The 25,969-nt window shown below is 69.3% G+C and carries 28 protein-coding genes; 7 read left to right on the top strand and 21 right to left on the bottom strand.

The window, feature by feature from the left end:
• The first annotated feature begins 254 nt into the window (after positions 1–254).
• A complete protein-coding gene (locus ACFO5K_RS20120) occupies positions 255–590 on the top strand; it encodes an ArsR/SmtB family transcription factor (protein WP_378565090.1) in 336 nt (111 codons plus the stop codon).
• Here the strand turns inward: ACFO5K_RS20120 and ACFO5K_RS20115 are convergent.
• Positions 572–1,546 carry a glycosyltransferase family 9 protein gene (locus tag ACFO5K_RS20115; RefSeq protein ID WP_378565087.1) on the bottom strand — a complete coding sequence of 325 codons (975 nt, stop codon included), beginning with the start codon at positions 1,544–1,546 and terminating at the stop codon, positions 572–574. The two genes, ACFO5K_RS20120 and ACFO5K_RS20115, sit on opposite strands and share 19 nt — an antisense overlap.
• A 172-nt stretch (positions 1,547–1,718) precedes the next feature.
• On the opposite strand from ACFO5K_RS20115, the gene ACFO5K_RS20110 reads away from it, so the two are divergent.
• The 3 genes from ACFO5K_RS20110 (at position 1,719) to gloA2 (ending at position 3,123) form a co-directional block, all read left to right on the top strand.
• Positions 1,719–2,303, top strand: coding sequence for an HdeD family acid-resistance protein (locus ACFO5K_RS20110; protein ID WP_378565084.1), 585 nt, complete (start codon positions 1,719–1,721; stop codon positions 2,301–2,303).
• Between the two features lie 78 nt (positions 2,304–2,381).
• The gene (locus tag ACFO5K_RS20105; RefSeq protein ID WP_378565081.1) at positions 2,382–2,732 is read left to right on the top strand and encodes a hypothetical protein; all 351 of its coding nucleotides are present in this window, start codon (positions 2,382–2,384) and stop codon (positions 2,730–2,732) included.
• Position 2,733: 1 nt separating this feature from the next.
• Complete coding sequence (gene gloA2, locus ACFO5K_RS20100) at positions 2,734–3,123, top strand: SMU1112c/YaeR family gloxylase I-like metalloprotein (RefSeq protein ID WP_378565079.1); 390 nt, start codon at positions 2,734–2,736, stop codon at positions 3,121–3,123.
• Here the strand turns inward: gloA2 and ACFO5K_RS20095 are convergent.
• The 3 genes from ACFO5K_RS20095 to ACFO5K_RS20085 all read right to left on the bottom strand — a co-directional run bounded on the left by ACFO5K_RS20095 (position 3,111) and on the right by ACFO5K_RS20085 (position 6,108).
• A complete protein-coding gene (locus tag ACFO5K_RS20095; RefSeq protein WP_378565076.1) occupies positions 3,111–3,923 on the bottom strand; it encodes a HugZ family pyridoxamine 5'-phosphate oxidase in 813 nt (270 codons plus the stop codon). The two genes, gloA2 and ACFO5K_RS20095, sit on opposite strands and share 13 nt — an antisense overlap.
• Complete coding sequence (locus ACFO5K_RS20090; protein WP_378565073.1) at positions 3,920–5,176, bottom strand: lipase family alpha/beta hydrolase; 1,257 nt, start codon at positions 5,174–5,176, stop codon at positions 3,920–3,922. The genes ACFO5K_RS20095 and ACFO5K_RS20090 overlap by 4 nt, the downstream gene beginning before the upstream one ends.
• Positions 5,177–5,391: 215 nt before the next feature.
• Entirely contained in the window at positions 5,392–6,108 is a 717-nt protein-coding gene (locus ACFO5K_RS20085; RefSeq protein ID WP_378565070.1) for a metal-dependent hydrolase, read from the bottom strand.
• Positions 6,109–6,302: 194 nt separating this feature from the next.
• Between ACFO5K_RS20085 and ACFO5K_RS20080 the strand changes: the two genes are divergently transcribed.
• A complete protein-coding gene (locus tag ACFO5K_RS20080) occupies positions 6,303–7,346 on the top strand; it encodes a fused (3R)-hydroxyacyl-ACP dehydratase subunits HadA/HadB (protein WP_378565067.1) in 1,044 nt (347 codons plus the stop codon).
• A gap of 54 nt (positions 7,347–7,400) precedes the next feature.
• Here ACFO5K_RS20080 and ACFO5K_RS20075 read toward each other — a convergent pair whose 3' ends face one another.
• Positions 7,401–9,593, bottom strand: coding sequence for a molybdopterin oxidoreductase family protein (locus ACFO5K_RS20075; protein ID WP_378565064.1), 2,193 nt, complete (start codon positions 9,591–9,593; stop codon positions 7,401–7,403).
• Positions 9,594–9,685: 92 nt separating this feature from the next.
• The gene (locus ACFO5K_RS20070) at positions 9,686–10,330 is read right to left on the bottom strand and encodes a TetR/AcrR family transcriptional regulator (RefSeq protein ID WP_378565061.1); all 645 of its coding nucleotides are present in this window, start codon (positions 10,328–10,330) and stop codon (positions 9,686–9,688) included.
• Between the two features lie 117 nt (positions 10,331–10,447).
• On the opposite strand from ACFO5K_RS20070, the gene ACFO5K_RS20065 reads away from it, so the two are divergent.
• Positions 10,448–11,308 carry an SDR family NAD(P)-dependent oxidoreductase gene (locus tag ACFO5K_RS20065; protein WP_378565058.1) on the top strand — a complete coding sequence of 287 codons (861 nt, stop codon included), beginning with the start codon at positions 10,448–10,450 and terminating at the stop codon, positions 11,306–11,308.
• 14 nt (positions 11,309–11,322) lie between these two features.
• Here the strand turns inward: ACFO5K_RS20065 and ACFO5K_RS20060 are convergent, their stop codons facing one another.
• The 14 genes from ACFO5K_RS20060 to ACFO5K_RS19995 form a co-directional block, all read right to left on the bottom strand.
• Complete coding sequence (locus tag ACFO5K_RS20060) at positions 11,323–11,928, bottom strand: GTP-binding protein (protein ID WP_378565055.1); 606 nt, start codon at positions 11,926–11,928, stop codon at positions 11,323–11,325.
• Positions 11,909–12,283, bottom strand: coding sequence for a DUF742 domain-containing protein (locus tag ACFO5K_RS20055; RefSeq protein WP_378565052.1), 375 nt, complete (start codon positions 12,281–12,283; stop codon positions 11,909–11,911). The genes ACFO5K_RS20060 and ACFO5K_RS20055 overlap by 20 nt, the downstream gene beginning before the upstream one ends.
• Positions 12,284–12,294: 11 nt before the next feature.
• The gene (locus ACFO5K_RS20050; RefSeq protein ID WP_378565049.1) at positions 12,295–12,702 is read right to left on the bottom strand and encodes a roadblock/LC7 domain-containing protein; all 408 of its coding nucleotides are present in this window, start codon (positions 12,700–12,702) and stop codon (positions 12,295–12,297) included.
• A 1-nt stretch (position 12,703) separates the two neighbouring features.
• Positions 12,704–15,034, bottom strand: coding sequence for a sensor histidine kinase (locus ACFO5K_RS20045; protein WP_378565047.1), 2,331 nt, complete (start codon positions 15,032–15,034; stop codon positions 12,704–12,706).
• Between the two features lie 178 nt (positions 15,035–15,212).
• Positions 15,213–15,611 (bottom strand): DUF779 domain-containing protein, encoded by a 399-nt coding sequence (locus tag ACFO5K_RS20040; RefSeq protein ID WP_378565044.1) that lies wholly within the window; start codon positions 15,609–15,611, stop codon positions 15,213–15,215.
• Entirely contained in the window at positions 15,611–17,083 is a 1,473-nt protein-coding gene (locus ACFO5K_RS20035; protein ID WP_378565042.1) for an aldehyde dehydrogenase family protein, read from the bottom strand. The genes ACFO5K_RS20040 and ACFO5K_RS20035 overlap by 1 nt, the downstream gene beginning before the upstream one ends.
• 87 nt (positions 17,084–17,170) lie before the next feature.
• Positions 17,171–18,421: a transcriptional regulator gene (locus ACFO5K_RS20030; RefSeq protein ID WP_378565039.1), complete on the bottom strand. Its 1,251-nt coding sequence runs from the start codon at positions 18,419–18,421 to the stop codon at positions 17,171–17,173.
• Positions 18,422–18,577: 156 nt separating this feature from the next.
• Positions 18,578–18,898, bottom strand: a complete 321-nt coding sequence (locus ACFO5K_RS20025; protein ID WP_378565036.1) for a hypothetical protein — start codon at positions 18,896–18,898, stop codon at positions 18,578–18,580.
• A gap of 68 nt (positions 18,899–18,966) precedes the next feature.
• Positions 18,967–20,118 carry an alkaline phosphatase family protein gene (locus ACFO5K_RS20020; RefSeq protein WP_378565034.1) on the bottom strand — a complete coding sequence of 384 codons (1,152 nt, stop codon included), beginning with the start codon at positions 20,116–20,118 and terminating at the stop codon, positions 18,967–18,969.
• Positions 20,115–20,432, bottom strand: coding sequence for a nuclear transport factor 2 family protein (locus ACFO5K_RS20015; RefSeq protein ID WP_378565031.1), 318 nt, complete (start codon positions 20,430–20,432; stop codon positions 20,115–20,117). Before ACFO5K_RS20015 ends, ACFO5K_RS20020 begins: the two co-directional genes overlap by 4 nt.
• A gap of 90 nt (positions 20,433–20,522) precedes the next feature.
• A complete protein-coding gene (locus ACFO5K_RS20010; RefSeq protein WP_378565028.1) occupies positions 20,523–22,052 on the bottom strand; it encodes a polyamine aminopropyltransferase in 1,530 nt (509 codons plus the stop codon).
• Entirely contained in the window at positions 22,052–22,477 is a 426-nt protein-coding gene (locus tag ACFO5K_RS20005) for a DUF350 domain-containing protein (RefSeq protein WP_378565025.1), read from the bottom strand. The genes ACFO5K_RS20010 and ACFO5K_RS20005 overlap by 1 nt, the downstream gene beginning before the upstream one ends.
• A gap of 71 nt (positions 22,478–22,548) precedes the next feature.
• Positions 22,549–22,992, bottom strand: coding sequence for a DUF4247 domain-containing protein (locus tag ACFO5K_RS20000; RefSeq protein ID WP_378565022.1), 444 nt, complete (start codon positions 22,990–22,992; stop codon positions 22,549–22,551).
• A gap of 139 nt (positions 22,993–23,131) precedes the next feature.
• Positions 23,132–24,169: a LysR family transcriptional regulator gene (locus ACFO5K_RS19995; protein WP_378565019.1), complete on the bottom strand. Its 1,038-nt coding sequence runs from the start codon at positions 24,167–24,169 to the stop codon at positions 23,132–23,134.
• A 33-nt stretch (positions 24,170–24,202) separates the two neighbouring features.
• Here ACFO5K_RS19995 and ACFO5K_RS19990 point away from each other — a divergent pair, with 33 nt between their 5' ends.
• Positions 24,203–25,177, top strand: coding sequence for an alpha/beta hydrolase family protein (locus tag ACFO5K_RS19990; RefSeq protein WP_378565016.1), 975 nt, complete (start codon positions 24,203–24,205; stop codon positions 25,175–25,177).
• Positions 25,178–25,232: 55 nt separating this feature from the next.
• Here ACFO5K_RS19990 and ACFO5K_RS19985 read toward each other — a convergent pair whose 3' ends face one another.
• Entirely contained in the window at positions 25,233–25,847 is a 615-nt protein-coding gene (locus tag ACFO5K_RS19985; protein ID WP_378565013.1) for an HAD family hydrolase, read from the bottom strand.
• Positions 25,848–25,969 lie beyond the last annotated feature (122 nt).

Genomic DNA, 25,969 nt, shown 5'->3' with positions numbered 1-25,969 from the left:
CGACAACGCCTCCCCAACGGCCGGCAAAGGCGTCGGAGACTCGAGCAGATAACGGGTTGGTCACGAACATGTTTCGAACGTAGCTAAGCCGTGACCTGTGCGGTTAATCCTGTGGCTGTGATCACGAGCGGCTATAACCGCAGTTGATCTATAACAATACTCTAACGAAACCGGCACTTTCGCTGGGCGACCGGGGCGAATATCCGGGACGCAAGATCATTGCCGGGCCCGGCTATCGGGAGCACACTGGTTCAGTGGACGCTAACGGAGTTCGAGCGATCATGGCGTTGTCGGACCCCACCCGGCGCGCGATCTACGAGTCGTTGCCGCAGGGGCCACGCTCGGTGTCCGAGCTGGCCGCGAGCACCGGCATCACCAGCTCGGCGGTCTCCCAGCATCTGCGGGTGCTGCGCGAAGCCCACCTGGTGAGCATGCGCCGCGATGGCAACCGTCACCTGTACTCACTGGACCCGCGCGGCCTCAACGACGCCCGCGACTACCTCGACCAGTTCTGGCCCAGTGCGCTGGCCGCCCACGCTGCGGCGCTGCGCGCCGCCGCCGATCCCGGTACTCAGCCCACCCGGCGATAACGCGAACGGCTCGACTCGGCCCAGTCCTGCTTGTCCAGCTGACCGTCCACGGCCGCGACCACCTCGGGCACGCCGATGCGCAGCAGCCCCGCGTCCGGGGCGCGGCCCTCCGGGTCCCCGACCTGACCGGCCCACAGCACGGCGTGCCGGCCGAGCAGATGCGCGGGCGGCCCGCCCCGGCGCGGCGGCGTGGGTCCGAACAGCAGCACCGTGCGGGTACCGAACGCGGTGGCCAGATGGGCGACGCCGGTGTCACCGCTGATCACCAGCGCGGCTCCGGCGACCGTCGCGGCCAGATCGGTGAGGTTCTGCCTGCCCGCCAGCACGCGGTCGTCGGGCAGGCCGGCCTGTGCGGCCACCTGCATCGCGATCTCACGTTCGAAGGGGTCGCCGGTGAGTACCACGTCGCGCCCGAGTACCAGCAGGTGCCGCACGACCGCGGCGAAGCGCTCCGGCGGCCAGCGTCGCGCGGGGGCGCCCGCGCCGATGTGCACGACCACACAGTCGCGGCGGCTGATCGAGGCCACCGGTGGCACCAGCCCGAGGTTGCGGCGGTCGGCGGTGATGCCCTCGCCTTCGAGCAGCTGGCACCACCGGTCGGCCACGTGGGCGTCGGGGTCCCAGCGGGGGCCGGCGAGCTTGGGCAGGGCGGGGGTGCGGTGCCCGATGATCCGCTTGGCCCCGGTATCGGCGAGCGCGCGCGCACTCGCGGCGTCGGGGCCGTGCAGGTTCACCGCCAACTCGGGGGCGGGCCCGTCCCAGATCAGGGCGGCCGGATCAGCGGTGGCGACCAGCTCGTCGACCGAGGAGATCAGATCGACGATCTGCTCGAGGCGATGGGGCGCGGCCAGCACGATCCGGCTCTGCGGTTCGGCCCGGCGTAGAGCACGCAGAGCCGGGACCGCGGCGAGGAGATCACCGAGGCCCCGAGCTTGCAGCACGAGTACAACCGACACTCCCTTCTCCTACCCGGCGCCGGAACGCGCCAAACGTTTGTCGAGGCAATGACGTGTCGCGCGCCACCGACCACGGCCCGGCGCCCGGTCAGCGCGATGGGCCGGGCAGCGACACGATTACAGCTCCAGCTAATTTCCAGAAAATGAGAGCACCCGGGCATAACATCTCGTCATGACGACAAATACCGTGCTGGAGAGCCCAATAGCGGCTCTTGCCAAGAAAACCTGGCAAACAATGCTGGTCACCGGCCTCCTCGCGGTGATTCTCGGCATCATCGTGCTCGTGTGGCCGGGCGCTTCGCTGCTCGTGGCGGGAGTGCTGTTCGGTATCTATATGGTGGCCAGCGGCGTCTTTCAGCTGATCGCCGCGTTCACGCATCTGCCGAGCACCAGCTTTCGGGTGCTGGCCTTCATCAGCGGTGTGCTCTCGCTGATCATCGGCATCTTCTGCTTCCGGGACGACCTCACCTCGATCGTGCTGCTGGGCTTGTGGATCGGCATCAGCTGGCTGTTCCGTGGCATCGCCCTGCTGTTCGCCGCGCTGTCGGAGTCGAATGTGCCCGGGCGCGGCTGGCAGACCTTCTACGGCATCGTCAGTGCCCTGGCCGGTGTCGTGCTGATCGTGTGGCCGATCAGTTCGGTCGCGACCCTGGTGTGGGTCGTCGGCATCTTCCTGATCGTCATCGGCATCATGGAGATCTTCACCTCGTTCGGCGTCCGAAAGGACGCGCACATGCTGGATCAACCGGCGCACTGACCACAGCGAGAACCCGGTGAGAAACGGCCGCTGCCTTCGGGTACCGGCCGTTTTCCGGTTCTACTACGCTCGCTGTTCATGGAGTTCGTTTACAACCTGGTGGTACTCACTCATCTGCTCGGCATGGCCGCGGTCGTCGGCGGCTATGTCGCCGCGCGGCCGGTGGTCTCGGAGCTGATGGTGTGGGGCGCGCGCGCCCAGCTGATCACCGGCGTGATCCTGGCCGGTATGGCCTCGGGGATCGATTCGCTCGACAAGGAACCCGACACCACCAAGCTGGCCGTGAAACTCGTCATCGCCGTGGCCGTGGCCGCCTTCGCCGAGATCGGGCGCGGCGATGCCAAGCGGGGCAAGCAGATCGACTGGATGACCGACGCCGCCGGTGGCCTCGCCATTGTGAACGTCTTCGTCGCCACCCTCTGGGTCTGAGATGGTCGGCTTCCTCGGTGTCCACCACGTCGCGATCATCGCCACCGATTACGTCCGCTCCAAGCGGTTCTACACCGAGACCCTCGGCGGCAGCGTCGTGGCCGAGCACTATCGGGCCGAGCGCGATTCCTGGAAGCTCGACATCGCGCTGCCCGGTGGTTGTCGCGTAGAACTGTTCTCGTTCCCCGACCCGCCACCGCGCCCGACCCGCCCGGAGGCGGCGGGCCTGCGTCACCTCGCCTTCGTGGTCGACGACGTCGCGGCCACGCTCACCGAGTTGCGCGCGCGTGGCGTGCGGACCGAGGAACTGCGCATCGACGAGTACACGGGCAAGCGCATGGCGTTCTTCTTCGATCCCGACGAGCTGCCGCTGGAGCTCTACGAGGCCTGATCGGCCGCGGCACGGGCCCGGCGCGCCAATTCGACGGTGGCCGCCCGCAATTCGGCGACCTCGGCGATCGGTGCGGCATAACCGACCCGGGTGCGTGCCACCCCGCGCGGTGACTCGACCCGCAGTTCGAGCCCGTAGCGGTCGGCGCGTTCGCAGCTCGCGGTGGTGGCGTCGGGGAACCCGCCGAGGCGGCGGGCCATCGCCAGCAGGGCCGCGGCGTGGTCGGCGTTGAGGTGGGCGATACCGGGTGCGGCGTGCGGCACGATCGGATCCGGCTGGGCGGCAAGGTAGTCCGCCGCCGAGGCCGAATCCATCCGTCCGTACCCGCCGACCCAGCGCACCCGCTCCACCCGCAACACCCACAGCGTGAAATCGCTGTAGTCGATGTAGTGCCTGGCTGCCGGGATCGCCGCCAGATGCGCCGCCCGCGCCGCCTCGGCCTCGCTGCCGGTCGGTCGCTCGACGTGCCCGGCCAGGGTGATCCGGGTACCGGCCAGCGGATCGGCCGGGATGTCGGGTGTCACGATCGCGATGCTGGCGCGCGGATCGGCGGCCAGATTGCGCCCGTGCTCGGCCAGGCGCGACACACTCAGCACCGGGGCGCCGTCGAGCAGCCCATAGGTGATGAACGACGCCCACGGTGCGCCGTCGGCCGTCAGGCTCGCGAGGGTGCCCGTATTGGTCGCGGCCGCAATCGTTCTGGCTTCTTCGGCCGCCGAAGGGCGCGCGTCGTTGGCCAGGGGAGTGGTCGGCAGCGGGATGGCCGGTGCGTCGCCGGGGTCGCCGTGGTCGAGAGTCATGGAACCAGGGTATCCACCTGGACCGGGTGGCGGGGCCGACCCGACAACCAACCGCGCAACGCGGCATACACGGCTTCGTGGTTGAGCAGGCTGAAATGATTGGCGCCGGGCACGTGCAACCCGTTGCCGGCCTCGAAGCCGATCCGGCGGGTGCGTCCGACGCCCGAACCGCTGCCGGTGAGCACCATGCCGTCGCCGATGACCAGGCCCAGCGGGTGCTTCGGGCTGTGGGTGACCGTGGCGGTGACGAAATAGTGCTCGGCGCCCGGGATCAGCGGGACCTCCCGCACCGCGCGGGCCCGCAGGGCGTCGACGTCGAGATCGCGCCAGTCCTCGTCCACGAGCGAACCCTGCCGCAGATCACGGATGCCCGCGCTGCGCCTGCGCAACAGCTTGCTCAGCGGCCGCGTCTCCGGCAATCGGTCCAGCGCGGCCGCGGCGTAGTGGACGAACTGCTCGAGCGGCGCACCCAGGTGCGGCGAGCCGAGGCAGACCACCTGCCGCACCGAGCGCACCCAGGCGTGGTCGGCCTCGTCGGCGAGGTGGCAGGCCGCGCGGGCCACGAGCCCGCCCATCGAATGGCCGACCAGGCAGATCTCGTGGACCGGCAGCGGCCAGTTCGTGACGAGCCGGGTGAGCAGCTCGTCGAGTTGGGCCGCGTTCTCGGAGATGTGCAGGCCGGTGTTGTAGCGGAGGAAGACCGGGGTGTAGCCGAGATCGTTTTCCAGGCGTTCGCCGTAGGTGGGGCGCCCGCCCAGGCGCCAGTGGTGTTCGGTCTCGACCAGTCCGTGTAGCTGGACGACCAGCCGGGTGGTCGGCACGGCGACGTGGGCGGCCAGTAGTTCGGGCGGGATCGGTTCGCCGTCGAGGCGGATGGTCATGGGGGAGGCCAGGATCGGGGTGTCGTCCTGGAGGGCGTCACCGATGAGGCCCTGCAGGGTGGCCAGCACGCCCGCGCCCCACACGGTGCGCGAGGGTGCGGTGGCACCGGGTAGTTGTACCGCGCTCGCCACCTCACCCACGACATAGCCGGTCCCGCCGACCACGGCGTAGACGCTGTCGGTGATCGCGTCGTGCACCGCCTTGACCGGGTCCGCGGCCGGGCCGACGCCCAGCCGCACCGCCGCGAACACCCGGTCGGAGAGGGCCCGATGGATGTTCGCGATGCCGTCGACCGCGCCGACGAACTCGTCGCCGGCCAGTCGTGTGAGCGCCTGTACTTCGGCGTGGCGTTGGGGGAGCTGCTCGGTCACACGGCTGAGAGTACAACTGTGCACTCAAATGTTGGGCCGGAGGGACGGGTTCGGGACATATGTCGAGCTTTTGCTCCCGTGGCGGTGGCGCCGCACAAACCATTGTCATACTCGGATATGCGCATTTATATATGTAAATGCTCCATGGCGATCTCTTGGAAAAGACCGGCTCAGGACGGCGGGGGAGTGCCCGCCGTCCTGATGACAGCCCGAAGTCACGGCAACTGGGTGATCGCGTACCAGAGCCCGGCCATCGCGCCGAGCACGAACAGCGGTGAGAGCACCCAGGTCTCGACCCGGTTGCCGGTGCGCTCGATCACGGGCACTCGTGTGCGCATCGGCAACGGCCACAGCAGTGGGCAACCGCGCTCGGTGAGGCAGTCGCCGATCAAATGGGCCAGGCAGCCCAGGCCCACGCAGATCGGCAACCAGGCCGGCCGATCCACGATCCAGTGGTCGACGGCGAAGGTGCCCGCCCCCGCGAGGACGACGACGGTGCCGTAGGTGCGCACGCTCTTGCCGGGCGGGCACAGATGCAGCGACCGCACGGCCAGCGCGAGCAGGAAGAACACCACGCTCAGGGTGAACGGTCTGCCCAGCCAGTGTTCACCCGCCCAGGTCGTGGCCACCGCGGCCACCACGAACAGCAGTGAATGGGTGCCGTGGCGATGTCCACCCGAAACCCAGGAGATGAACCGGCACAAATGGTGGGTGACCGGTCCGAGCACATGTGAAATGGTTCCGTGGGGATGGTCCGCGTCCGGCAGCAGCGCGGCGCCCGCGGTGAGCAGCGCGCCCATGATCAGTTCCGCGACTCCGAATCGCGGTGCGTCGTCGGCGAACAGGGGGAAAGCGGCGACGGTGAGCGGTAACGCCGCGGCGGTGCCCGCCCAGGCGAGCGCTCCGCTCGTCGCATGAGAATGTCCTAGCACCCCGTAAAGTTAGTGGAACAAACGACTTTGACGCATATGCGGAGGCGAGGCCCGGAGCGCGCGGTCTACGGGAGTCCGGTGACGACCCACCCGATCGGTGCCCGTGGGCTGTGAAGTGTGCCATGGTCTACCCGGTGAGTGAGCGCGTCGGCTACCCTGCCGGAAGTCCGTTCCCCGAACGAAGGTGATCCATAGTGACTTCCGTGGTCGATGCCCCTGATACCGCGTCCAAGGTAGGGCACTACTACCGGGTGGAGGAGGTCTACGAGGTCGGCCGCGAGAAGGTGCGTGAGTACGCACGGGCCGTCCAGGACTTCCACCCCGCGCACTGGGAGGACGAGGCGGCCGCCGCGCTCGGGTACTCCGGCCTGGTGGCCCCGCTGACCTTCGTCTCCATTCCGGCGATGGCGGCCAACCGGCACCTGTTCGAGGCGGTGGTCATCGGCTACGACATGTTCGTGCAGACCGAGCAGGTCTTCGAGCAGCACAAGCCGATCGTCGCCGGTGACCGGCTGCGCGTCGACGTGGAGCTGTCCTCGGTGCGCCGGATCGCGGGCAAGGACCTGATCACCGTCACCAACACCTTCGCCGACGAATCCGGCGAGACGGTGCACATCATGCACACCACGGTCGTCGGGATCACCGGCGACGACGGCGTGGACCCCGAGATCACCCGCGCGGTGGAGAACGTGATGGTCCACGGCGTGAAGGTGTTCGGCCGCGACAAGGACGAGACGCCTGCGGCCGAGACCGAGAAGCCGGTGCGCCCGGAAGGTCGGATCCAGCTCTCGGCCGCCGGTGCCGCGCGGGTACCGGGCACCACGATGTCGTTCGACGACCTGACCGTCGGCGACGAACTGCCGCTGCGCGATGCCCGAGTGTCACGCGGTGACCTGGTGAACTACGCGGGAGTGTCCGGCGACAGCAACCCGATCCACTGGGACGAGCGCATCGCCGAGCTCGCCGGCCTGCCCGACATCATCGCCCACGGCATGCTCACCATGGGCCTGGGCGCGGGTTTCCTGTCCACCTGGTCGGGTGATCCGGGCGCGGTCACCCGCTACGGTGTGCGGCTGTCGAACTACACGATCGTCGACCGTGAGGGCGGCCAGATCGAATACACCGGGCGCGTGAAGTCCCTCGACCCGGCCACCCGCACCGCCGTGATCGCCATCGTGGCCAAATCCGGTGGTCGCAAGATCTTCGGTCTGGCGACCGCGGATCTGCGCTTCCGCTGATCCGGCCGCGAGCTGCCCAAGGCACCGCCGGGTCCGCCGTTCCCGCCCCGGGGTTCACCGGGGTGTGGCGGTGACCTCGGGTTTCCGTCCCGAGGCCGGGTCCTCGCCCGCGCTCGGGCGTACCCGCACCCAGGTGTTGTTGACGGCCGAGGTCCCCGACAGCGGGTCGGTGCGAGCCGGGTCGTGCAGCAGGTTGACATTTCGCCCCGGCAGCGCGGCGGCGACGGTCCACCCGACGCCGGGCTCGCGGTGGCCCCATCCGTGCGGGACGGCGACCACGCCGACGCGGATGTCATCGCGGATCTCGACCGGCACCACGATCGCGCCGACCGCGGACTCGACGCTTGCCGGGTCGCCCTCGGCCAGGCCACGCGCGGCGGCGTCGTCGGGGTGCATGAGTACTGTGCAGCGGTCGCGGCCCTTCACCATCGCCGGGATGTTGTGCAGCCACGAGTTGTTGCTGCGAAGATGACGTCGGCCGATGAGTTGCAAGTCGTAGCCGGGTTCGGTCGGCGTGGCCGCGTCGTCCAGGACGGTGCGCACCGCGGCCAGGAAGTCCGTGGGCGCCAACTGGACCTTCCGATCGTCGGTGCCGATGAGTTCGGGCAGCCGTGGGCGCAGCGGACCGAGATCCACGCCGCCCGCGGTGTCGCGGATCTTGCCGAGCGTCAAGCCCTTTCGGCCGCGGCGAAGCACGCCGTAGGGCCCGGCCGCGATGGCCGCCGCGGTCAATCGAAGTGGACTGAGCTGGGCGAACACGGCGTTGAGCGCGCGGCCGGTGAGGGTGCGTGCCGGCAGCGGAACTACCTCGGTCACCAAGCGCGCCAAGATCTGCCAGTCCTCGAGCCCGTCGGCGGGCGGCTCGAAGACCCTGGCGTCGTAGCGGGCGTTGTTGCGGACGCTGAAGATCGGGAACAACAGATTGAGTTCCTCGCGTTCCAGCGCCGAGATCGGCGGCAGGATGATGTCGGCGTGGCGGGTCGTCTCGGTGACGTACATGTCGACGGCCACATAGAACTCGAGCGATGCCAACGCGGCGTCGAGGGTACCGGCTTGCGGGGTGGACAGCACCGGGTTGCCCGCGTAGGTGATCATCGCCTTGATCTGACCGGGTCCGGGAGCGTTGATGTCGGCGGCGAGCGCCGCGACCGGTAGTTCGGTGCGGAACGACTTGTGCGTGCCGGATCGATCGGTCCACGCGCCGTGCCCCATCGGCAGATACTTCGCGTAGCGGGCGGCATCGACCACCGGCGTGGCGAACATCTGCCCGCCCGCGCGATCGAGGTTGCCGGTGGTCGCGTTGATCGTGTTCACCAGCCAGTGCGTGAGCGTGCCCGTCACCTGCTGGCACACGCCGATCCGTGCGTAGATCACCGCCGACGGCGCGGCCGCGTGCTCGCGGGCCAGCCGCCGGATGGTGCCGGCGTCGACGCCGGCCAGTGGGGCCATCCGATCGGGTGTCGTCGTGGCGACCAGGGCGGTGATCTCGTCCCAGCCCGCGCACTGCGCTCGCACGGCCCGCTCGTCGCACAGCGCCTCGCTGACGAGCACATGCAGCATGGCCAAGAGCAGAAACACGTCACCGCCGGGCCGCACCGCCACATGTTCGTCGGCCAGCCGGGCGGTTTCGGTGCGCCGTGGATCGATCACGACCACCGTGCCGCCGCGCTTGCCGACCTCGCGGATGCGCAGTTTCGCGCCGGGCATGGTGGTGATCGACCCGTTGGACACCGCGGGATTGGCGCCGAGCACCACCAGTCGGTCGGTGCGGTCGATGTCGGTGACCGGCATGAGCACGTTGGAACCGAACATCCGCCAGGCGGCGAATTCCTGCGGGAACTGATCGATCGAGGACGCGGTGAAGAAGTTGCGGGTCAGCAGCGCGGCGCGGAGCAGTGCGCCGTACATGACCGAGGAACTGTGCGCGGCCGGATTACCCAGGTACATCCCGATCGCGCTGGGTCCGTGCGCGGATCGGATCGCCCGCAATCGCTGCCCGATTTCGCGGAAGGCCGCGTCCCAGCTGATCGGTTCGAACGCGTCGCCGACGCGGCGCACCGGGGTGCGTAGCCGGTCCGGGTCGTGGTGCAGGCCACCCATGGCCGTCGCTTTGGGGCAGATGTAGCCCTTGGACAGTACGTCGTCGGGGTTGCCCTCGATGCGGGTGACCTCCGAGTCCCGCACTGTCACCAGGATTCCGCAGTGCGCCTCGCACAGGGTGCATTGTCGTGCGATGGTCTTGTCCATGGCTTTCCCGCCTTCTGCTGAACCGGCTCCCTCACGCTAGCCCGATCGCGTCGCGCGCGGACCCGTCCACGGGCGGATCTTCTCCCGCGAGGTCACTTTCGGGGCGCGGCCGATCCGGGCCGGTTGGCTCGCAGTCCGCGCAGCGCGTATTCCACGACGTGATCGGCGAATTCGGCGGTGAGCGGGCCGGTGCGCAGCAGCCATCGGTCCACGAGCGGGCCCCAGATCATCGCGATCGCGACGTCGAGGTCGAGGTCTTCGGCCAGTTCGCCCGCTGCCTGCGCGGCGGCGAGCCTGCGGCGTTTGAGGTCGTCGACGGGGCCCTGTAACCGTTGCACGTACGCTTCGGCCAGCACTTGATCGTGCATGATGGCGCTGGTCAGGCCGCGCAGTGGGAGATCGAAGCGGGGATCGGCGAGTTCGGCCACCGTGGCGCGCAGGACGAGCTTCAGGTCGGCTTCGAGGTCGCCGGTGTCGGGCAGGGCCGCCTCTTCGTCGTCCGCTTCGCTGAGCATCAGGAACGCGTCGAGCAGGACCGCGCCCTTGGACGGCCACCATCGGTAGATCGTCTGCTTGCCGACGCCCGCGCGGGCGGCGATCGCTTCGATGGTGAGCTTGGCGTAGCCGGTCTCGCCCGCCAGTTCGAAGGCCCCGCGCAGGATCGCGCGGCGGGAGTCTTCGTTGCGCCGGGTAGCGTCCGCCGACTGCCGGGCCGTAGGTTTCGCCTGCTCGCTCATGACCCGCATGCTACCAAGAAGAGACGAGACGTTGCGTCTTGACAAGTCGGCGGAGCGGAGGCATCTTTGTAGGCACAAGACGAGACGTCGCGTCTCGTCTGGACAAGGAGGACCGCTATGAACACCGCCGGCAACACCACCCCCCGCATCTGGTTCATCACCGGCGCCAGCCGCGGCCTCGGCCGGGCTTTCGCCGAAGCGGCGCTGGCGGCCGGCGACCGGGTCGCGGCTGCGGCACGCACCCGATCCGCGCTGGACGAGCTCGCCGCCGCCCACCCGGGCCGGGTACTGCCGCTCACACTCGATGTCACCGACCGCGCCGCGGTCGTGACCGCGGTGGACGCCGCGGTCACGCACTTCGGTCGCCTCGACATCGTGGTCAACAACGCGGGCACCCTGTCGATGGGCATGATCGAGGAATTCACCGAAGCCGAAGCCCGTGCCCAGCTGGAGGTGAACTTCTTCGGCGCGCTGTGGGTGAGTCAAGCGGTGCTGCCGCACCTGCGTGCCCAACGGTCCGGACACCTCGTGCAGGTCTCGAGCATCGGCGGGCTCGCCGGGTTCCCGCTGTCGGGCATGTACGCGGCGAGCAAATTCGCCCTCGAGGGCATGAGTGAGGCCCTGGCACTGGAAGCCGCCGAATTCGGTGTGCGGGTCAGTATTTTGCAGCCGGGCGGGTACTGGACCGAGCTCTACTCCGCGATGCACAACACCACACCGGTCGACGCCTACGCGCCGTTGCGCGCCCAGCTCGAAGCACAGTGGGCCGAGGGCTCGGTCGACAGCGAACCCGCACTCGCGGCCGAAGCGCTGCTGCGGCTCGTCGACGCCGAGGAACCGCCACGGCGGCTGCTGCTCGGCGACATGGTCTACGACCTGGCTTTCGACCTCACCCGGGCCAAGATGGCCACCTGGTCGGCCTGGGAGCAGACGAGCCGAGCCGCGGAACGGGCGGTGGCCGCGCCGGGCTCGGCGTAGCGCACCGCCCGATCTCAGGTGGTGACGGGGGTGCGGGTGGCGCGATCGATCAGGTACTCCACCAGATGGGTCAGCACCGCCTTGGCCGAGGGGCGATCGCGCGCGTCGCACAGGATCACCGGGGTGTTCGGACCCAGGTCGAGTGCGTCGCGCACCTCTTCGACGGTGTAGCGCGGCGCGCCGTCGAAGCAGTTCACCGCGATCAGGAACGGCAGCGCGCGACGTTCGAAGAAGTCCACGGCGGCAAAGGAATTGCTCAACCGGCGGGTGTCGGCGAGCACGATCGCGCCGAGGGCGCCACGGCACAGTTCGTCCCACAGGAACCAGAACCGGTCCTGGCCGGGCGTACCGAACAGGTACAGCACCAGGTCGTTGTCGATGGTGATGCGGCCGAAGTCCAGGGCCACGGTGGTCGTGGACTTCTGCTCCACCCCCGACAGGTCGTCGACGCCGGAGCTGACCTCGGTGATCAGCTCCTCGGTGCGCAGCGGCGCGATCTCACTGATCGAGGAGACCATGGTGGTCTTGCCGACACCGAAGCCGCCGGCGATGAGGATCTTGACCGAGGCCGCCAGATGCTGGCCGCCCACGGACGTCGGGTCAAAGTTTTCGGATGCCATCCAGAACCGCTCGCAATATGTTGAGGTCACCGGCACCGGCCTCGGCCGCTACCGGAGCCCGGAAGATGAGATGACCCTCGCCGATGAGATCACCGACGAGGATCTTGGTCACCGCCAGAGGGAGTTTCAGCACGGCCGAGACTTCGGCCACCGACTGCGGACTCTTGCACAGTCGTGCGATCGTCGCATATTCGGGTTCCGGACGACGCAGGGTGGGGGCGGGGTGTACGGCCACCACCACCGTGAGCATGTCCAGGTCGTGCGCCGCACCCATGGTGCGGCCGCGGGTCACCGCGTACGGCCGGACCAGGGGTCCGGCCGCGTCGTCGAACCACGGATCACCGAGTCGAGTCATGTTGACGCTTCCTATAGCTCCGCAAGTCCGTGCCGCGGTTCGGTCGACAGATAGCTGCCGACCCGCTGCACGGTGAGATTCATTTCGTAGGCGACCATGCCGAGATTGGCCGACTCGTTGGCCTGCAGTGCCAGGCAGGCGTTCTCGCCCGCCGAGGTGACGAACAGCACGGCACGATCGAGCTCGATCACGGCCTGGCGCACGCCACCGCCGTCGAAACGGCTGCCCGCACTGCGCGCCAGACCGTAGAGGGTCGACGACATGGCGGCGAAGTGCTCGGCGTCCTCGCGCTTCATCTGCGAGGAGCGTCCGAGCAGCAATCCGTCGGTGGACAAAACGACCGCGTAGCGTACCCCGGCCAACCGCTCGACGAGATCGTCGAGCAGCCAGTTGAGATCACCTGTCTGGGGAGAGTTCACCTCAGCCTTCCTGTTCGTCCTGATGCGTTGTGTTGTGGGGCTTTCGGCCCTGCCTGGTGCCGTTCTCGATCGCGGACATGATGTCGCGCGCCTGCTCCGGCGAGCGCGGGCGCTCGGGCGCCGCGGGCGTTTCGTCGACGGGTTCGGCGAGTTCGGGCGCGAGGTTGGCCTGCCGGTTGCGGCGCGGCAGCGCGGGCCGCTCGTCACCCTCGTAGGTCGGCGCAGGGCGGTTCTCCTGGGCCGGCGCCGGGCGCGTCGGCGGCTCGGCGACCAGCGTCGCCACGGGGGCGGCCGAGTCTTGCGCAGCCGTCGCGGGGTCGCTGTCCTGGGGTGCGGGCAGGCCGCGGCGCAGCGGGCCGGTCATCGCGGGCGGCAGGGTCGCCGTGTCGGGCGCACCGGCGAGCAGCTGCTGCGGGATCAGCACGATCGCCCGGATGCCGCCGTAATCGGATTCGCTCAGGCGCACCGAGACGCCGTGCGCGGTGGACAGGCGAGCCACCACGAACAGGCCGAGGCGCGAGTCCGACGACAGCGTGCCGACACCGAAGTCCGGTGGGTCGGACAGCATGTCGTTGTAGCGGGCGAGGTCCTCGTCGCTCATACCCATGCCCTGGTCGGTGATCTCGACGACCACGCCCTTGCCGACGATGTTGCCGCCGGCCTCGACCCGCGACTGCGGCGGGGAGAAGGCGGTGGCGTTGTCGACGAGTTCGGCGAGCAGATGCACGAGGTCGGCCACGACGGTGCCCACGACACTGACCTCGGGCAGCTTGGTCACCCGCACACGGGCGTAGTCGAGCGTTTCGCCGATGGCACTGCGCACCACGTCCATCACCGGAATCGGGTTGCGCCACTGGCGTCCCGGCCGGCCGCCGCCGAGGATGATCAGATTCTCGGCGTTGCGGCGTTCGCGCGTGGCCAGGTGATCGAGCCGGAACAGGGTTTCGAGCAGGGCCGGGTCTTCTTGGCGGCGTTCGGCTTCGTCGAGGATCTCGAGCTGGCGGTGCACCACGATCTGGCTGCGGTGGGCGATGTTGAGGAACACCGCGCGCACGCCTTCCCTGGTGCGAGCCTCGTCGACCGCCGCACGCAGCGCGGCCGAGGCGGCGTGCTCGAACGCCTTGGCGACCTGGCCGATCTCGTCGTGCCCGAAGTCGAGCTTGGGGGCGGTGTCGGCCGGGTCGACCTCGCCGCCCTCGCGCAGGGTGCGCATGGTGGCGGGCAACTGTTCGTCGGCCAGTTTCATCGTCTCGGTGCGCAGGCGGCGCAGGCGGCGGATGATCCGATTGGCCAGCACCAGCGCCACGAGGAAGACGAGCAGGCTGAGCGCGATCACGCCGCCACCGGCGGCCGCGGCAGTGGCCTCGGCCCGCTTGGCGGAGTCCTCGGCGATCTTCTGCACATGCCGGTTGTGCGCGGTGTAGGTGTCGAGCAGGCCGCGGCTGACCTCGGTGGCCGCGTGCTGCCATTCGGCAGTGGCCAGCGGCAGCTCGGGCGTGCTGGTCTGCCTGCTGCTGGACCCGGTGCCGGTCGTTTCGGTGTCGGCCCGCGCGAAGCGCTGCACCAGCGCCGACTCCATCGCGCTGAGCTGCTGCCAGCTCGTCGAGGCGGTGAGCGCTTCGATCTCGGTGCGCTGGGCTTCGTCGAGTTCGGCGGTGACGTTGGCGATTTCGTTGTGATAGAAGCCGGCCTGGCGGGTGAATTCGTCCAGCCCGATGGCGGTGGGACCGTCGGCGGCGACCATCGCCATCGCGAGAGCGTTGCTGCGCGACATCGCCTCGGCGGCATTGAGCACGCGCATGCCCTCGGCGACACCGGAGGCCACCATCGCGTCGGGTGCGGCGCGTTCGGCGACCTTGGTGCCCTCACTGAACACATCGAGGAGCCGGTTGTAGAACATGTAGGCGTCGGGTGCGGGCAGCATGCCGGCGTTGGCACCGTCGCGGACGCCGGCCAGATGCGTTCCGAGGGTGGCGAAGCCGCCCTTGTCGTCACCGATATCGGTGTCGTCGACCGCGCGGATACCTTCCGAGATCTCCATCAGGCCGAGAAATGCCGCGTCCAGGCGGGTGCGGGCGGGACCGAGCGCGCCCATCGCGGTCTCGTCACCGGCCAGATGCGCCAGCGTGAGCTGACGCTCGGACTGGACCGCTTCGATCAACTCTCGGGTGTAGGGCACGGCCGCCTGCATCTGCGACGCCCACTCCTTGGCCTTGTTGCTCTCTTCGACCAGGTAGCCCGCCGTCCCGACGCCGACCACCGCCAGGGCCAGACTGGGTATGAGAGCGATCGCCAGAATCCGGGTGCGAACACCGAGTCTCGCTAAGAACATCGCCATAACGTAACGGAATCGTTGCAGTGTTGTCGTGTCTGTCTCGCTGAGCGAGACCGGATTTGGAGATCAGCGAGCTCGCCCCGCCGGCTGAGCCACAATGGGCCTAGTCGGCGGGGGCTCGCCGTGGCCTGGTCGTGCCGGGAAGGGTCGGCCAGGTCAGGTCTGGGTGGCGCCGCTACAGCGTGCGGTCGGCGCCGGTTCGTGGGGGCGGTGCGGCGGCCAGCGCCGCGTTCTCCGCCTCGGTCAACTGCCTGGCGCGCAAGACGAATCGCAACCCGTGCCCCGCCTCGAGCGACTGCTCGACCGCTTGGCCGCGCACCACGTCGACGGTGAAGTGAGTGTTCTTCCAGGATTCGAATTGTTCCGGGGTGACCCAGAACTCGGTGTGCCAGCTGAGTCGCCCGAGCAGCACGTCGGCCTTCTCGATCGGGAACTGTTTGGCGGACAGGCACACCGGTGCGCTGTCGTACTCGCCGGCCTGCCGGAACAAGACCGGGCCGTTGTCCTCGATCAGGCGGCGCAGCAGGGTCTGGGCGCGTTCGGTGATCTCCACACGGTGGATCCGGTTCTGCATCAGAACATCCCGAGTTTCGTCGTCGAATAGCCCACCAGCAGGTTCTTGGTCTGCTGATGATGCTCGAGCGTCATGCCATGGTGCGTGGGGTGGCCGGGACAGCAGTTGGTCCAGACCCGGCGCGCGCGCACCGCGCGGCCGATCCGGTAGGCGGTGTTCGTCTCGCGGGTCCACACGCCCGCACCGAGGCCGTGACCGGTGTCGTCAGTGATGCGGACCGCCTCGGCGACGGTGTCGAAGCGGGTCACCGCGACAACCGGTCCCAGCAGCTCGGACCGGAAGATCCGCATCGTGTCGTCACCGGAGAAGACGGTGGGTTCGATGTAGTACCCACCCGGCAGTCCGTCGACCTTGCGTGCTTCCCCTCCAGTGAGCACGCGGGCGCCTTCGGCTCTGCCGATGTCCAACAAGGACAAGATCTTCTCGTACTGGTCGTTGCCGACCTGCGCGCCGATCATCGTCTCGGTGTCGAGTGGATGACCGGACACGACGGCCTCGGTACGGGCGATGCATCGGGCGAGGAACTCGTCGTGGATCGACGAGTGGATCAGTGCCCGTGCCGGGCACGTACACACCTCGCCCTGGTTCAGGGCGAACATCACGAACCCCTCGACGGCCTTGTCGAGGAACTCGTCATCGGCCGCGAGTACGTCGGGCAGGAAGATGTTGCAGCTCTTGGCGCTCACGTCCAGCGACACCGGGACGAGGTGCTCGCTCGCGTATCGCATGATCAATCCGGCGGTGGCGGCGTCGCCGGTGTAGGTGAGTCCGTTCACCCGCGGGCTCGACGCCAGTGGCTCGTCGATCTCGGCACCGAACCCGTTGACCACGTTGAGCACTCCGGCCGGCAGCAGGTCGGCGATCAACTCGACGACCAGCAGCAGGGAGGCCGGTGTCTGCTCGGCCGGTCTGAGCACCACGCAGTTGCCCGCCGCCAGCGCCGGTGCGAGATGGCAGGCGGCGGTCAGGATGGGGAAATCCCATCCGATGAGCTGGCCGAGGACGCCGAGCGGTTCGTGGAAATGGTAGGCGACCGTGTCGGCGTCGAGCTGGGAGATGCCACTTTGCTGGGCGCGCAGCACCCCGGCGAAGTAGCGGAACCGGTCGATGGCCAGTGGCAGGTCCGTGCTCAGTGTCTCGCGAACCGGTTTGCCGTTGTCCCAGGTTTCGGCGACGGCCAGCGGTTCGAGGCTGTTCTCGATCCGGTCGGCGATGGTGAGCAGGATCTCGGCCCGCTGCGCGACCGAGGTGGCCGCCCAGTCCGGGCGGGCCCGGTGGGCCGCCTCGAGAGCCATGTCGATGTCGGCGGCGGTGGAGCGGGCCACCGCACAGAACGTCTCGCCGTCGACCGGCGAGGTGTTGTCGAAATAGCGCCCCTCGATGGGCGCGACCCAGTCACCTCCGATGAAGTTGTCGTATCGGGCGGCATAGCTCACTATGCCGGTGTCCGATCCGGGTTTGCCGTAGATCATGCGCCTCGTTCCTCGCGACCAGTGCGTGGTGGCACACACTATGGTCGGCCAAGGTTGGTACGAGGTTGGTGACGGTGTTCGCCCAGGTCAGCCCTGGCGCGCGGTGTACAGACGGGCGGTGACCACCGCGCGGCGGACGTCGTCGCGGGGTAGCAGGCGCAGGGCGTGCTCGTGCACGGCCACATCACCGGGGCAGCGCTGCCCGAACGCGACGGCGTGCTCGGGCCGGTCGCTGCCCAGCACCGCGTTGCGGATGCCGACATCGAGGTGGGCGCGCCACTGGTGCACGCCGGGCAGATCCGAGCCGGGCAGCAGTGGCCCCCGATACAGCCACAGTGCCGAGGTCAGGTCGCCACCCTCGACGGCGGCCAGTAACTCCACCGCATCGCAGGACACGGGCCCGGTGAGCATGTAGCGGCGGTTGGCGATGTCGCCGCGGGTCGCCCGGCGCAGATGCGAGACATCGGCTTTGAGGGTGTTCAGCGACACTGCCCGGTCGCCGTAGACAGCGGCGTGCAGTTGTTCGGGGGTGTACCCCTCGGGCTCGAGGGCGAGCAGGGCCAGGATCTCGAGTTGGCGCGGCGGCAGCGGCACGGGTCGACCGTCGCGCAACAGCCGGGCCGCACCGAGACATTCGAGTCGCACGCCCGGCGCGGGTTTGGGGGCTTCGGCGCGCAGCATGGTCTCCACCGCTGTCACCAGCGCCCGCACCGAGGTCATCACCATCGGATGTGACCGTTCCCACGACGAGGACAGATCCAGCACGCCCACTTGCCTGCCGTCGGGGCCGTGGATGGGTGCGGAGTAGCAGACCCAGCCGTGCAGGGCGGCGACGAGGTGTTCGGCGGAGAACACGGTGCAGGCCCGGTCGTCGTGCAGGGCCAGCGACAGACCGTTGGTGCCCATGTGGCTTTCGTCCCACACCCCGCCGGGCGCGAAGTTCACCTGCTCACCTTGGCGGCGCAGCTTGCGGTCGCCCGCGGTCCACAGGATGGTGCCCGATTCGTCACTGACGACAGCGAGGTATCCGGAATCCTCGGCGATGCCGCGCAATTGGCCGGCCAGCTCGGTGATCGGCCTGCGCAACGGGGATTCCGACCAGCGGTCGCTGATGTCATTGAAACCCGGGGCCACGGTCTGGCCGGGGTCGACGGTGTGCAGGGACCGCTGCCAGGACCGGGCGACTTCCCGGCGCACCGGCCCGGTGTCGCCGGGGACCTGCACCAGGCGGGACGGCGTGGTGAGGCGATTCCACTGCTTCTCGATCGCGCCGCGATAGTCGGCGAGGCGGTCGGGCGGCGCGGGCGGTTCGGCGATCGGGTCGTCGTGTGCGCCCACGGTCCACTCCCTGCTCGTCGGTGACGCACCGGCTCGCACGCGAATCCGGTGTGGCGCTTCCTGTTTATCAGGTGCGCGACCGTCGTGTGCGCTGTTTGCCCGCGACCGCCGGGTCGGCGCACCGTGGGCTGTCGCGCCGACTTGACGTGCGGTCGGTTACTTGTTCAGGAACAGCCCGGCGATGTCGGCGTTCTTGATCGGGGTGTCGATGTTGCGCTGACCCGCGCACAGCAGGTCCACCTGGAAGATCATCGCATCGACCTGGGTGCCCGAGGGCTCGTTGTCGGTGGCCGTGCGCTCCTTGATGGCCTTGGTGATCGTGATCCGCTTGGTGTCGGGTTCCTGGTTCACGTAGTCGCGGCACGGTGTGTCACCACCCTGATTGAGCAGCCGCTCCACATCGGTGCAGCCGCTCACGAGTGCCGCCAGCACCGCGAAGCCCACCGCGACGGCGCCGGTTCTGGTGTTGGCGTGCATGGTTCCTCCTGAAAGTCTCGCTCGGCGCGTCGACGCACCGAGTCGGCTACAGACTAGGGGGTGGGTCCTCAGCCACAGTGAACGCGCAGCGGTACGAGCAGTTCGGCCGCGGTGAGCGAGCCGTGATGACCGGCCATCATCGATTGCAACGGTTCGGCACCGCTGCGCACGACACCCCCGTCACCGCAGGCCAGGACGACGAGGTCACCGATCCGGGCGAGGGCATCGGGAGTTACCCGCGGCCCGAACCAGCCCGCCCCGACGGCCTGATCCCGCGTCCGCACCACGAACTCGTCGCCGAGCACCTCGGCCCAGATGCTCGCGACGGCATCGGCGGCACCGTCGGCGGTGTAGACGTGGCGGGCGCGCGGTTCGCCGCCGAGCGCGACCACACCCTCGGACAGGCGCGGGTGGGTGTCGAAGTCGATGCGGGTGACCAGTTCGACCATCCCGTGGTCGGCGGTGACCAGCAGCGCCGAACGCGGCGGCAGCCGCGTCGCGAGTTCGGCGGCGATCCGGTCGACGTTGGCCAGCTCGAACCGCCAGGCCCGCGAATTCGGCCCGCGCACGTGCCCGGTGGTGTCGAGCTCCGAATGATAGGTGTAGACCAGCGTTCTCGGTGCCGAGGTGAGGGCGTTCAGCACACCGTCGACGAGATCGCCGACCGAATACGTCGGGCGGAAACCGCCCCCACGCCACCCGGCTCTGGTCAGCCCCGAACCGTCCTGATAGCTCGGCGCCACCTGCATCGCGGTGATCCCGGCGGCGGTGGCGCGTTCGAAGACGGTGCGCTGGGGCTGGATTCGCTCGGGCGGGAAGGCGGTGAGCGCGTCGACCGCCGGGCCCTGCCCGGTCAGTTGCCAGCGCAGGGTGTTGAACAGGCGTTCCTGTTCGGGCAGGCGCAGCAGATAGCCGAGGATGCCGTGTTCGCCCGGCGGCGTGCCGGTACCGAGGGTGGTCAGGCTCGTCGCCGTGGTGCTCGGGAAGCCGGCGGTGAGCGTGGTGGGGGCCGAGCTCGACAGGAACGGTGCCGCAGCGGCTTCGGCGGCCAGCGCGGTGGCGCCGAGACCGTCGACGAGCAGCACGCAGACGTGATCGACATCCAGCGCGAGCCCGAGCCGGTCGGTCTCGCCGGGTACACCCAGACAGCCCAGGACCGAGGGCAGCAGATCGGCGAGCGAACCGTCGCCGTAGCGCGGGGTGAGTAGTTCGCCGCTCACGCCTGCCCGGTCTCGAATCGGCTGATCAGCCCGTTGTCGACGACGAAGCGCCAGGTGGTGGGCAGCGAACCGCCACGGCTGTTGGTGAAGTCGGCGGCGAAGGCCAGTCCGTCCTGCTCCACCGTGTCCACCTCCAGATGCCCGTTGCTACTGAAGATCTCGGCATCGGCCCAGGGCGCGATATTGTGTTCCACGCCGTTGTCGGACATCGTCGCGTCCTCGGCCAGCACGCCGTAGAACCGGTCGGCGTCCTGGGCGTTGAGCGCGTCGACGAACACTTCGACCACAGGATCGAGTTTCGCGGTGGCAGACATCGGGTCTCCTGCTCGAGTCGGGCACGCATCGGTAAGTCAGTGTTACCCACTGTAGGTGAGCTGTATCACCCACTGTGGTTTCGATCGTGGTCAATGCCATTCCTGACGCTGCAGGTTCAGGATCACCGGGTGCATCATCGTGGAGACCGGCGGGTCGGCCGCGCGGCGGTCGGGGGCGAACACGGTGGCGGCGTCGAGAGTGCGCGCGTCGAGGGAACGCAGCGGGTGTGGTGGCCGCAAGGCGGGCACGGGCGGCCGTGCTGGGGCGGCCAGCAGGAAACCCCAGTCACCGAAACTCGGCACGTCGACGTGGTAGGGCGTCGTCTGCAGGCCACCGGCGCGCACCGTGGCGTCGATGGTCCAGAACGAGCGCGGCGCGAAGAACGGGGAACCGGCCTGCACGACCATGCGGGCGCCGGGTGCCAGCACATTGGCGGCCATCGCGTAGAACTCCTGGGAGTACAACTTGGCGACCGAAGTCTGGTCGGGGTCGGGCAGATCGACGATCACCGCGTCGAAAAGCCCGGGCGCACCGCGCAGCCAGCTGAACGCGTCGGCGGTGACCACCTGTACCCGGGGGTCGTCGAAGGCGTGCCGGTTGAGGCCGGTCAGCCGCTCGTGGGTGCGGGCCAGCTCGATCATCGCCGGGTCGAGCTCGACCAGCGTCACCCGCTCGACGTCGGGGTAACGCAGGATCTCGCGTAGCGCGAGCCCGTCACCACCGCCGAGCACCAGCACCGAGCCACGCGATCCGGCCAGCACCGGATGCACCAGCGCCTCGTGGTAGCGGTACTCGTCCACCGAGGAGAACTGCAATCCACCGTTGAGGAACAGCCGGGTGTCGGTGGTGCCGAACGGCGAGAACGACTCGGTGAGCACGATCTGCTGATACGGCGTGCGCGATTGCCACACGATCGGATGCGCGAACAGCGCCTGCTGCGCGGTGGCCTCGAAGCGGTCGGCCAGGACGTAGGCGCCCGAGAGCCCGCACGCGACCACGGTGGTGGTGGCGACCAGCAGATGCCGTACGGTGCGCGTCATCCGGTCGCGAAAGAAGAAGAACGCCAACGCCAGACCGGCGACGGCATTGACCACACCCACCACCAGCGAGCCGCGGATCTGCCCGAACACCGGCAACAGCAGGAACGGGAACGCGAGACCACCCAGCAGCGCACCGACGTAGTCGGCGGCGAACAGGTCGGCGACCGCGCTGCTGGCCGCCTGCTTACGTACCTGCTGCAACAACTCCATCAGCAGCGGGATCTCGGCGCCGACCAGCATCCCGATCACCGCGGCCGCCAGCACCAGCGCGGCGGTGTAGATGTTGAGCCAGGCATAACTGGCGTACAACGCCGCGACGGACAACCCGCCGACCACCGCCAGCGCCAGCTCCACCGCCACGAACGCCGCCGCGGCATGCGGCCGCAGCGGCTTGGCCACCAGCGCGCCCACACCCATCGAACACACCATCACGCTCAGGGTGATCGAGGCCTGCGCCGCGGTGTCGCCGATCAGATAACTGCCGAGGGTGACCAGTGACAGTTCGTACACCAGACCGCAGGCGGCGCAGACGAACACCGTCGCCAACAGCGCCGCCCTGGCCAGGCGGTGCGGTGGCATCAGGTCAGGCTCGCGGCCACCACCAGCGCGACCGCGATGTGCGCCGCCGCGGTGACCCACACCGCGGGATGCGGTTCGGGATCGGCGACCACGGCCCGGAAGTCACCCGGGGTGAGCGCGTCGAGCAGCACGAACGCCAGCGCCATCGCGGCCAGGCCGATCACCCCGTAGATCGCGCTGGCCAGCAGGGCCTGGGCGATCTTGCCCTCGGAGGTCCAGATGGCGGTGGCCACGATGATCCCCACGCCGAACAGGTTCGACGCGAGCAGGATCGCGGCATTGCGGTTGCGCTCGAGCCAGATCTGGGCGCGCAGATCGCCGGGCGTGAGCAGGTCGACGAGGCCGAAACCGACGGCCATCAAAACGATTCCCACCAGGGAATAGGCGAATGCGGCGCCCGCGTCCGCTGCCAGGTCGGCGAGCATGAGTGTCCTCCTGTGCTGTGGGGGCTGTGCTGTGTGGGCTGTGCCGTTCGGCGCGAACGCCCCGGAACGATCTACTTACCGCCGCTGTCGCTGCCGCCGCCGCGGTAGTCGCCCGCCGCTGAACCGCTGGTCCAGCCGTAGCCGCTGACGTGCTTGTGATTGCGGCGCGACCCGTTGGCCCAGCTGTCGACCAGCACGAGGGCACCACCGGCGTGCGGGGACACCGCGATGAGGTCGTCGTCGAAACGCAGGTAGTGGAAGTCACCGGTGGAGCGGCGGTCCCGCGGATCGGTGGCCTCGGCGATCGTGGCGGCGACGACGGCCGGTGCGGCGGTGGCGGTGTAGGCGAGCCCGTCGTTGGCCTGATCGAGCTGGCGGGCACGCAGATAGCGCTCGGCCACGAACTCGCGCGGGTCGTCGTCACGCAGCGCGACGAACACCGCGACCGAGACGATCACGAGGAAGACAGCGGCGAAGGCGCCGTACACGATCCATTTGGTCCGGCTCGTTGTCACCGTGGCTCCCCGAACCCGATGCGCCGCAGAACCGTCGGCAGTGCGTTGATGAGACTTCCCTCCCCGTCGAAAAACTGGCCGGACTGTATCACTGGAATGTTGGCTCCCCGCACCGGGATTCGGCTCGGTGCGATTCACATCACAATGCGGGCAGCCAGTCGCGGCCGGGGTCGTGTTCGAGCCACCGGCGCTCGCCCGCCGCGTGCGCCAGAGCCGTGAGCAGCGCGTCGAGCTGGGGTGTGCGGTGCTGCGTGCGCCAGAGCAAAGACCACGCGTAGAGCGGAGTCGGGTCGATCAGCGGCACCGCGCGCACACCCGGCACCTCGGGGAAAACGATGTCGGCGGGCACCAGAGTGCAGCCACGCGGATCGGTGACGAGCCCGGCGAGCAGCGGGGGCAGGCCCAGATTGGGCGCGGTGCGGTGCTCGGACAGCTGGAACCGTTCGGCGAAGCGGGCCAGAAAATCGAGTCGTTCCAGCGGGGCGGGAGTGTGCAACACGCTGTCGCGCAGCTGGTCGGGCCGCAGTGCGGTGGCACCGGCCAGCGGGTGCGCGGCGCTCAGGACCACGTCGACCGGTTCCAAGCGGATCAGGCGGTGGGTCAGCGCGGCGGGCAGCGGCGGATGGACCCGGCCGAACCCGGCGTCGACATCGCCGCGGACCAGCGCGGCCGCCACCGTGGGCAGGTCGCGGCCGTGGCCGGTTTGCAGCGTCACCGCCGGTGCGTCGGCCACCTGGGCGAGAGTGCGCAGCGGGGCGTAGAGATGACCCCATACGTCGACGCGCACCGGCCGCCGGCGCGGGTTCAGGGCCGCGACGGCCCGATCCGCGCTTGCCAACGTTTCGTGGGCGCCGGGGAGGAACCGGGTGCCGGCCTCGGTGAGCCGCACGCCGTCGGGGCCGCGGTCGAGCAAGCGGGCACCGAGCGTGGACTCCAACCGGGCCAACCGCTTGGACAACGCTTGCTGAGTGATTCCGAGCGCGGCGGCCGCGCGACCGAAATGGCGTTCTTCGGTGGCCAGGACGAACGCGCGCACAGCCGCCAGGTCGAGATCCACGTCCGCACCGTAACCCGCTGCTCCGATGACCGCGCCGACCGGCCACGACAACCGGGTGTTGTCGATCCCGGCGTCCGGTTGTTGGCCCGATGCCGCCGCGCGGCGGTTGTATCGCGGCATGCACTCTTCTAGACAGACCGTGGGTGGTGCGTGATGGGCACCGAACTGGTCGAAGCGATGTTCAGCCGGGCCACCGGCGCCGGGATCGACCCGCACGACTATCACCGGGCACTGGCCGGTGTCGCCGCACCGGGCGACTGGGCACCCGCCTGCGCGGCGGCCGCCGACCGGCACCGCGACGCCCCGGCGGGTTCGGCGATCACCCGCGGGGACCACCTCGTGCTGTCGGCCCGCTGGTCGCATCTGGCCACGCTCGTGCCCGACGCGCACCACCTCGACCACGCACGCGCCGCCGATCTCACCAGCGAGCAAGGGTTTTCGCTGCTGAGTGCGGGCGTGCGCCGAATCGATGGCCGCGACTTCACCGGCATCCTGCGCGAGCCGAACGGGCCCGCAGTGGGAACGGTGATCGTGGTACCGGGGCTCGACTCGAGCAAGGAGGAATTCCATGTGCTCGCCGACGCACTGATACGGCGCGGCGCGGCGGTCTTCGCGATGGACGGTCCGGGGCAGGGCACGCGGTTGGCGACGACGACGCTTTCGGCCGCCTATCCCGACGTGATCAGCGCGGTCATCGACGAGCTGGGGATCGAACGAGCCGGAGTCGTCGGACTGAGCTTGGGCGGCTACTACGGCGCCGCCGCGGCCGCCGCTGACCCGCGAATCACCGTGGCCGCCAGCGTGAGCGGACCCTCCCGGCTGGACTGGGCGCACCTGCCCGGCCCGGTGCGCGAGCTGATGGCCCGCCGTGCCGGGTCGTTGCGGGCCGCGGCTGCCTTCGCGGCAACGGTGGACCTGTCGGATTCGGCGGCCCACGTGCGGTGCCGGCTGCTCGTCGTCGACGGCGGCGCCGATGTCGTTCCCGGCGTCACCGACGGAGCGCTGCTCGCCCAGCGCGCGCCCCGGGGCCGCTACCTCCGCATTCCCGGCGGTGACCATCTCGTGGGCAACGACCAGCAGGCGTGGCTGCCCGCGGTGGCCGATCACCTCACCGGCGGACTCCGGTGACAGGTCAGGGCACGGGGCCTGCGAACGTTCCCGGCGCGCGGTGCTTTTCGGTCGATCAGCCGCGGGTGCGTAGGTAGCCGGAGAGCCAGTCGGCGAACTGGGTGAGGTCGTCGAGGACGACGTCGGCTCCCGCGTCGCGCAGGCCGTCGGCATCGTAGGGGCCGGTCGTCACCCCGACGGCCAGGGCGCCGGCGGCTCGGGCGCCGCGCATGTCGCCCGCGTGGTCGCCGACGAAGACCTGGGCGGATTCGCTGCGCAGCACCTCGGCCTTCCCGGTGGCCCACAGGTCGCCGGCCACCCGGTCGACCTGCCAGCCGAGGTGGTCTACGTGCAGGCGCGCGTGCGGCTCGAACTTGCCGGTGACCACCAGGGTGCGCCCGCCGCCGGACCGGACCACGTCGAGGGCCTCGTCCGCACCGGGCAGTGCGGGGATGCTCGCGATCACCGCGGGGTAGAGCTCGCGATACCGGCTGACCAGGTGCGGAACGAGATCGTCGGGCGCGCCCGCCGCGCCGAGCAGGGTCGCCAGTGGCGGTCCCAGACGCTCGGCGAAATGCGCGCCGACCATCGGCAGATCGAATTCGCGAGCCAGCGTATCGATGGCCACCGACACTCCGGGACGTGAGTCGATCAGCGTCATGTCCAGATCGAATCCGATGGTGAGGGGCACCCGCCGAGCGTATCGGGGGCGGGTCGCGTGGCCGCCGCGTGAGGGTGAGAAGCGCTGGTAGAGGCATGATTCACGTGGAACCCCGGGTGCATCCGGTGCCGAAATCGGCTGGGCCCCAGCGA

Origin of the sequence: Nocardia halotolerans (assembly GCF_042650145.1) — a bacterium.
Taxonomy (GTDB): domain Bacteria; phylum Actinomycetota; class Actinomycetes; order Mycobacteriales; family Mycobacteriaceae; genus Nocardia; species Nocardia halotolerans.
The sequence above is the reverse complement of the archived record's forward strand: the minus strand, read 5'-3'. Positions and strand labels throughout refer to the sequence as shown.

What these genes read in the sequence shown, in the direction of transcription:
- ACFO5K_RS20110 (WP_378565084.1), top strand. Translation starts at nt 1,719, where the DNA reads ATGACGACAAATACCGTGCTGGAGAGCCCAATAGCGGCTCTTGCCAAG.
- ACFO5K_RS20105 (WP_378565081.1), top strand. Translation starts at nt 2,382, where the DNA reads ATGGAGTTCGTTTACAACCTGGTGGTACTCACTCATCTGCTCGGCATG.
- gloA2 (WP_378565079.1), top strand. Translation starts at nt 2,734, where the DNA reads ATGGTCGGCTTCCTCGGTGTCCACCACGTCGCGATCATCGCCACCGAT.
- ACFO5K_RS20095 (WP_378565076.1), bottom strand. Translation starts at nt 3,923, where the DNA reads ATGACTCTCGACCACGGCGACCCCGGCGACGCACCGGCCATCCCGCTG.
- ACFO5K_RS20075 (WP_378565064.1), bottom strand. Translation starts at nt 9,593, where the DNA reads ATGGACAAGACCATCGCACGACAATGCACCCTGTGCGAGGCGCACTGC.
- ACFO5K_RS20070 (WP_378565061.1), bottom strand. Translation starts at nt 10,330, where the DNA reads ATGAGCGAGCAGGCGAAACCTACGGCCCGGCAGTCGGCGGACGCTACC.
- ACFO5K_RS20065 (WP_378565058.1), top strand. Translation starts at nt 10,448, where the DNA reads ATGAACACCGCCGGCAACACCACCCCCCGCATCTGGTTCATCACCGGC.
- ACFO5K_RS20060 (WP_378565055.1), bottom strand. Translation starts at nt 11,928, where the DNA reads ATGGCATCCGAAAACTTTGACCCGACGTCCGTGGGCGGCCAGCATCTG.
- ACFO5K_RS20055 (WP_378565052.1), bottom strand. Translation starts at nt 12,283, where the DNA reads ATGACTCGACTCGGTGATCCGTGGTTCGACGACGCGGCCGGACCCCTG.
- ACFO5K_RS20045 (WP_378565047.1), bottom strand. Translation starts at nt 15,034, where the DNA reads ATGTTCTTAGCGAGACTCGGTGTTCGCACCCGGATTCTGGCGATCGCT.
- ACFO5K_RS20040 (WP_378565044.1), bottom strand. Translation starts at nt 15,611, where the DNA reads ATGCAGAACCGGATCCACCGTGTGGAGATCACCGAACGCGCCCAGACC.
- ACFO5K_RS20035 (WP_378565042.1), bottom strand. Translation starts at nt 17,083, where the DNA reads ATGATCTACGGCAAACCCGGATCGGACACCGGCATAGTGAGCTATGCC.
- ACFO5K_RS20025 (WP_378565036.1), bottom strand. Translation starts at nt 18,898, where the DNA reads ATGCACGCCAACACCAGAACCGGCGCCGTCGCGGTGGGCTTCGCGGTG.
- ACFO5K_RS20015 (WP_378565031.1), bottom strand. Translation starts at nt 20,432, where the DNA reads ATGTCTGCCACCGCGAAACTCGATCCTGTGGTCGAAGTGTTCGTCGAC.
- ACFO5K_RS20010 (WP_378565028.1), bottom strand. Translation starts at nt 22,052, where the DNA reads ATGCCACCGCACCGCCTGGCCAGGGCGGCGCTGTTGGCGACGGTGTTC.
- ACFO5K_RS20005 (WP_378565025.1), bottom strand. Translation starts at nt 22,477, where the DNA reads ATGCTCGCCGACCTGGCAGCGGACGCGGGCGCCGCATTCGCCTATTCC.
- ACFO5K_RS19995 (WP_378565019.1), bottom strand. Translation starts at nt 24,169, where the DNA reads ATGCCGCGATACAACCGCCGCGCGGCGGCATCGGGCCAACAACCGGAC.
- ACFO5K_RS19990 (WP_378565016.1), top strand. Translation starts at nt 24,203, where the DNA reads ATGGGCACCGAACTGGTCGAAGCGATGTTCAGCCGGGCCACCGGCGCC.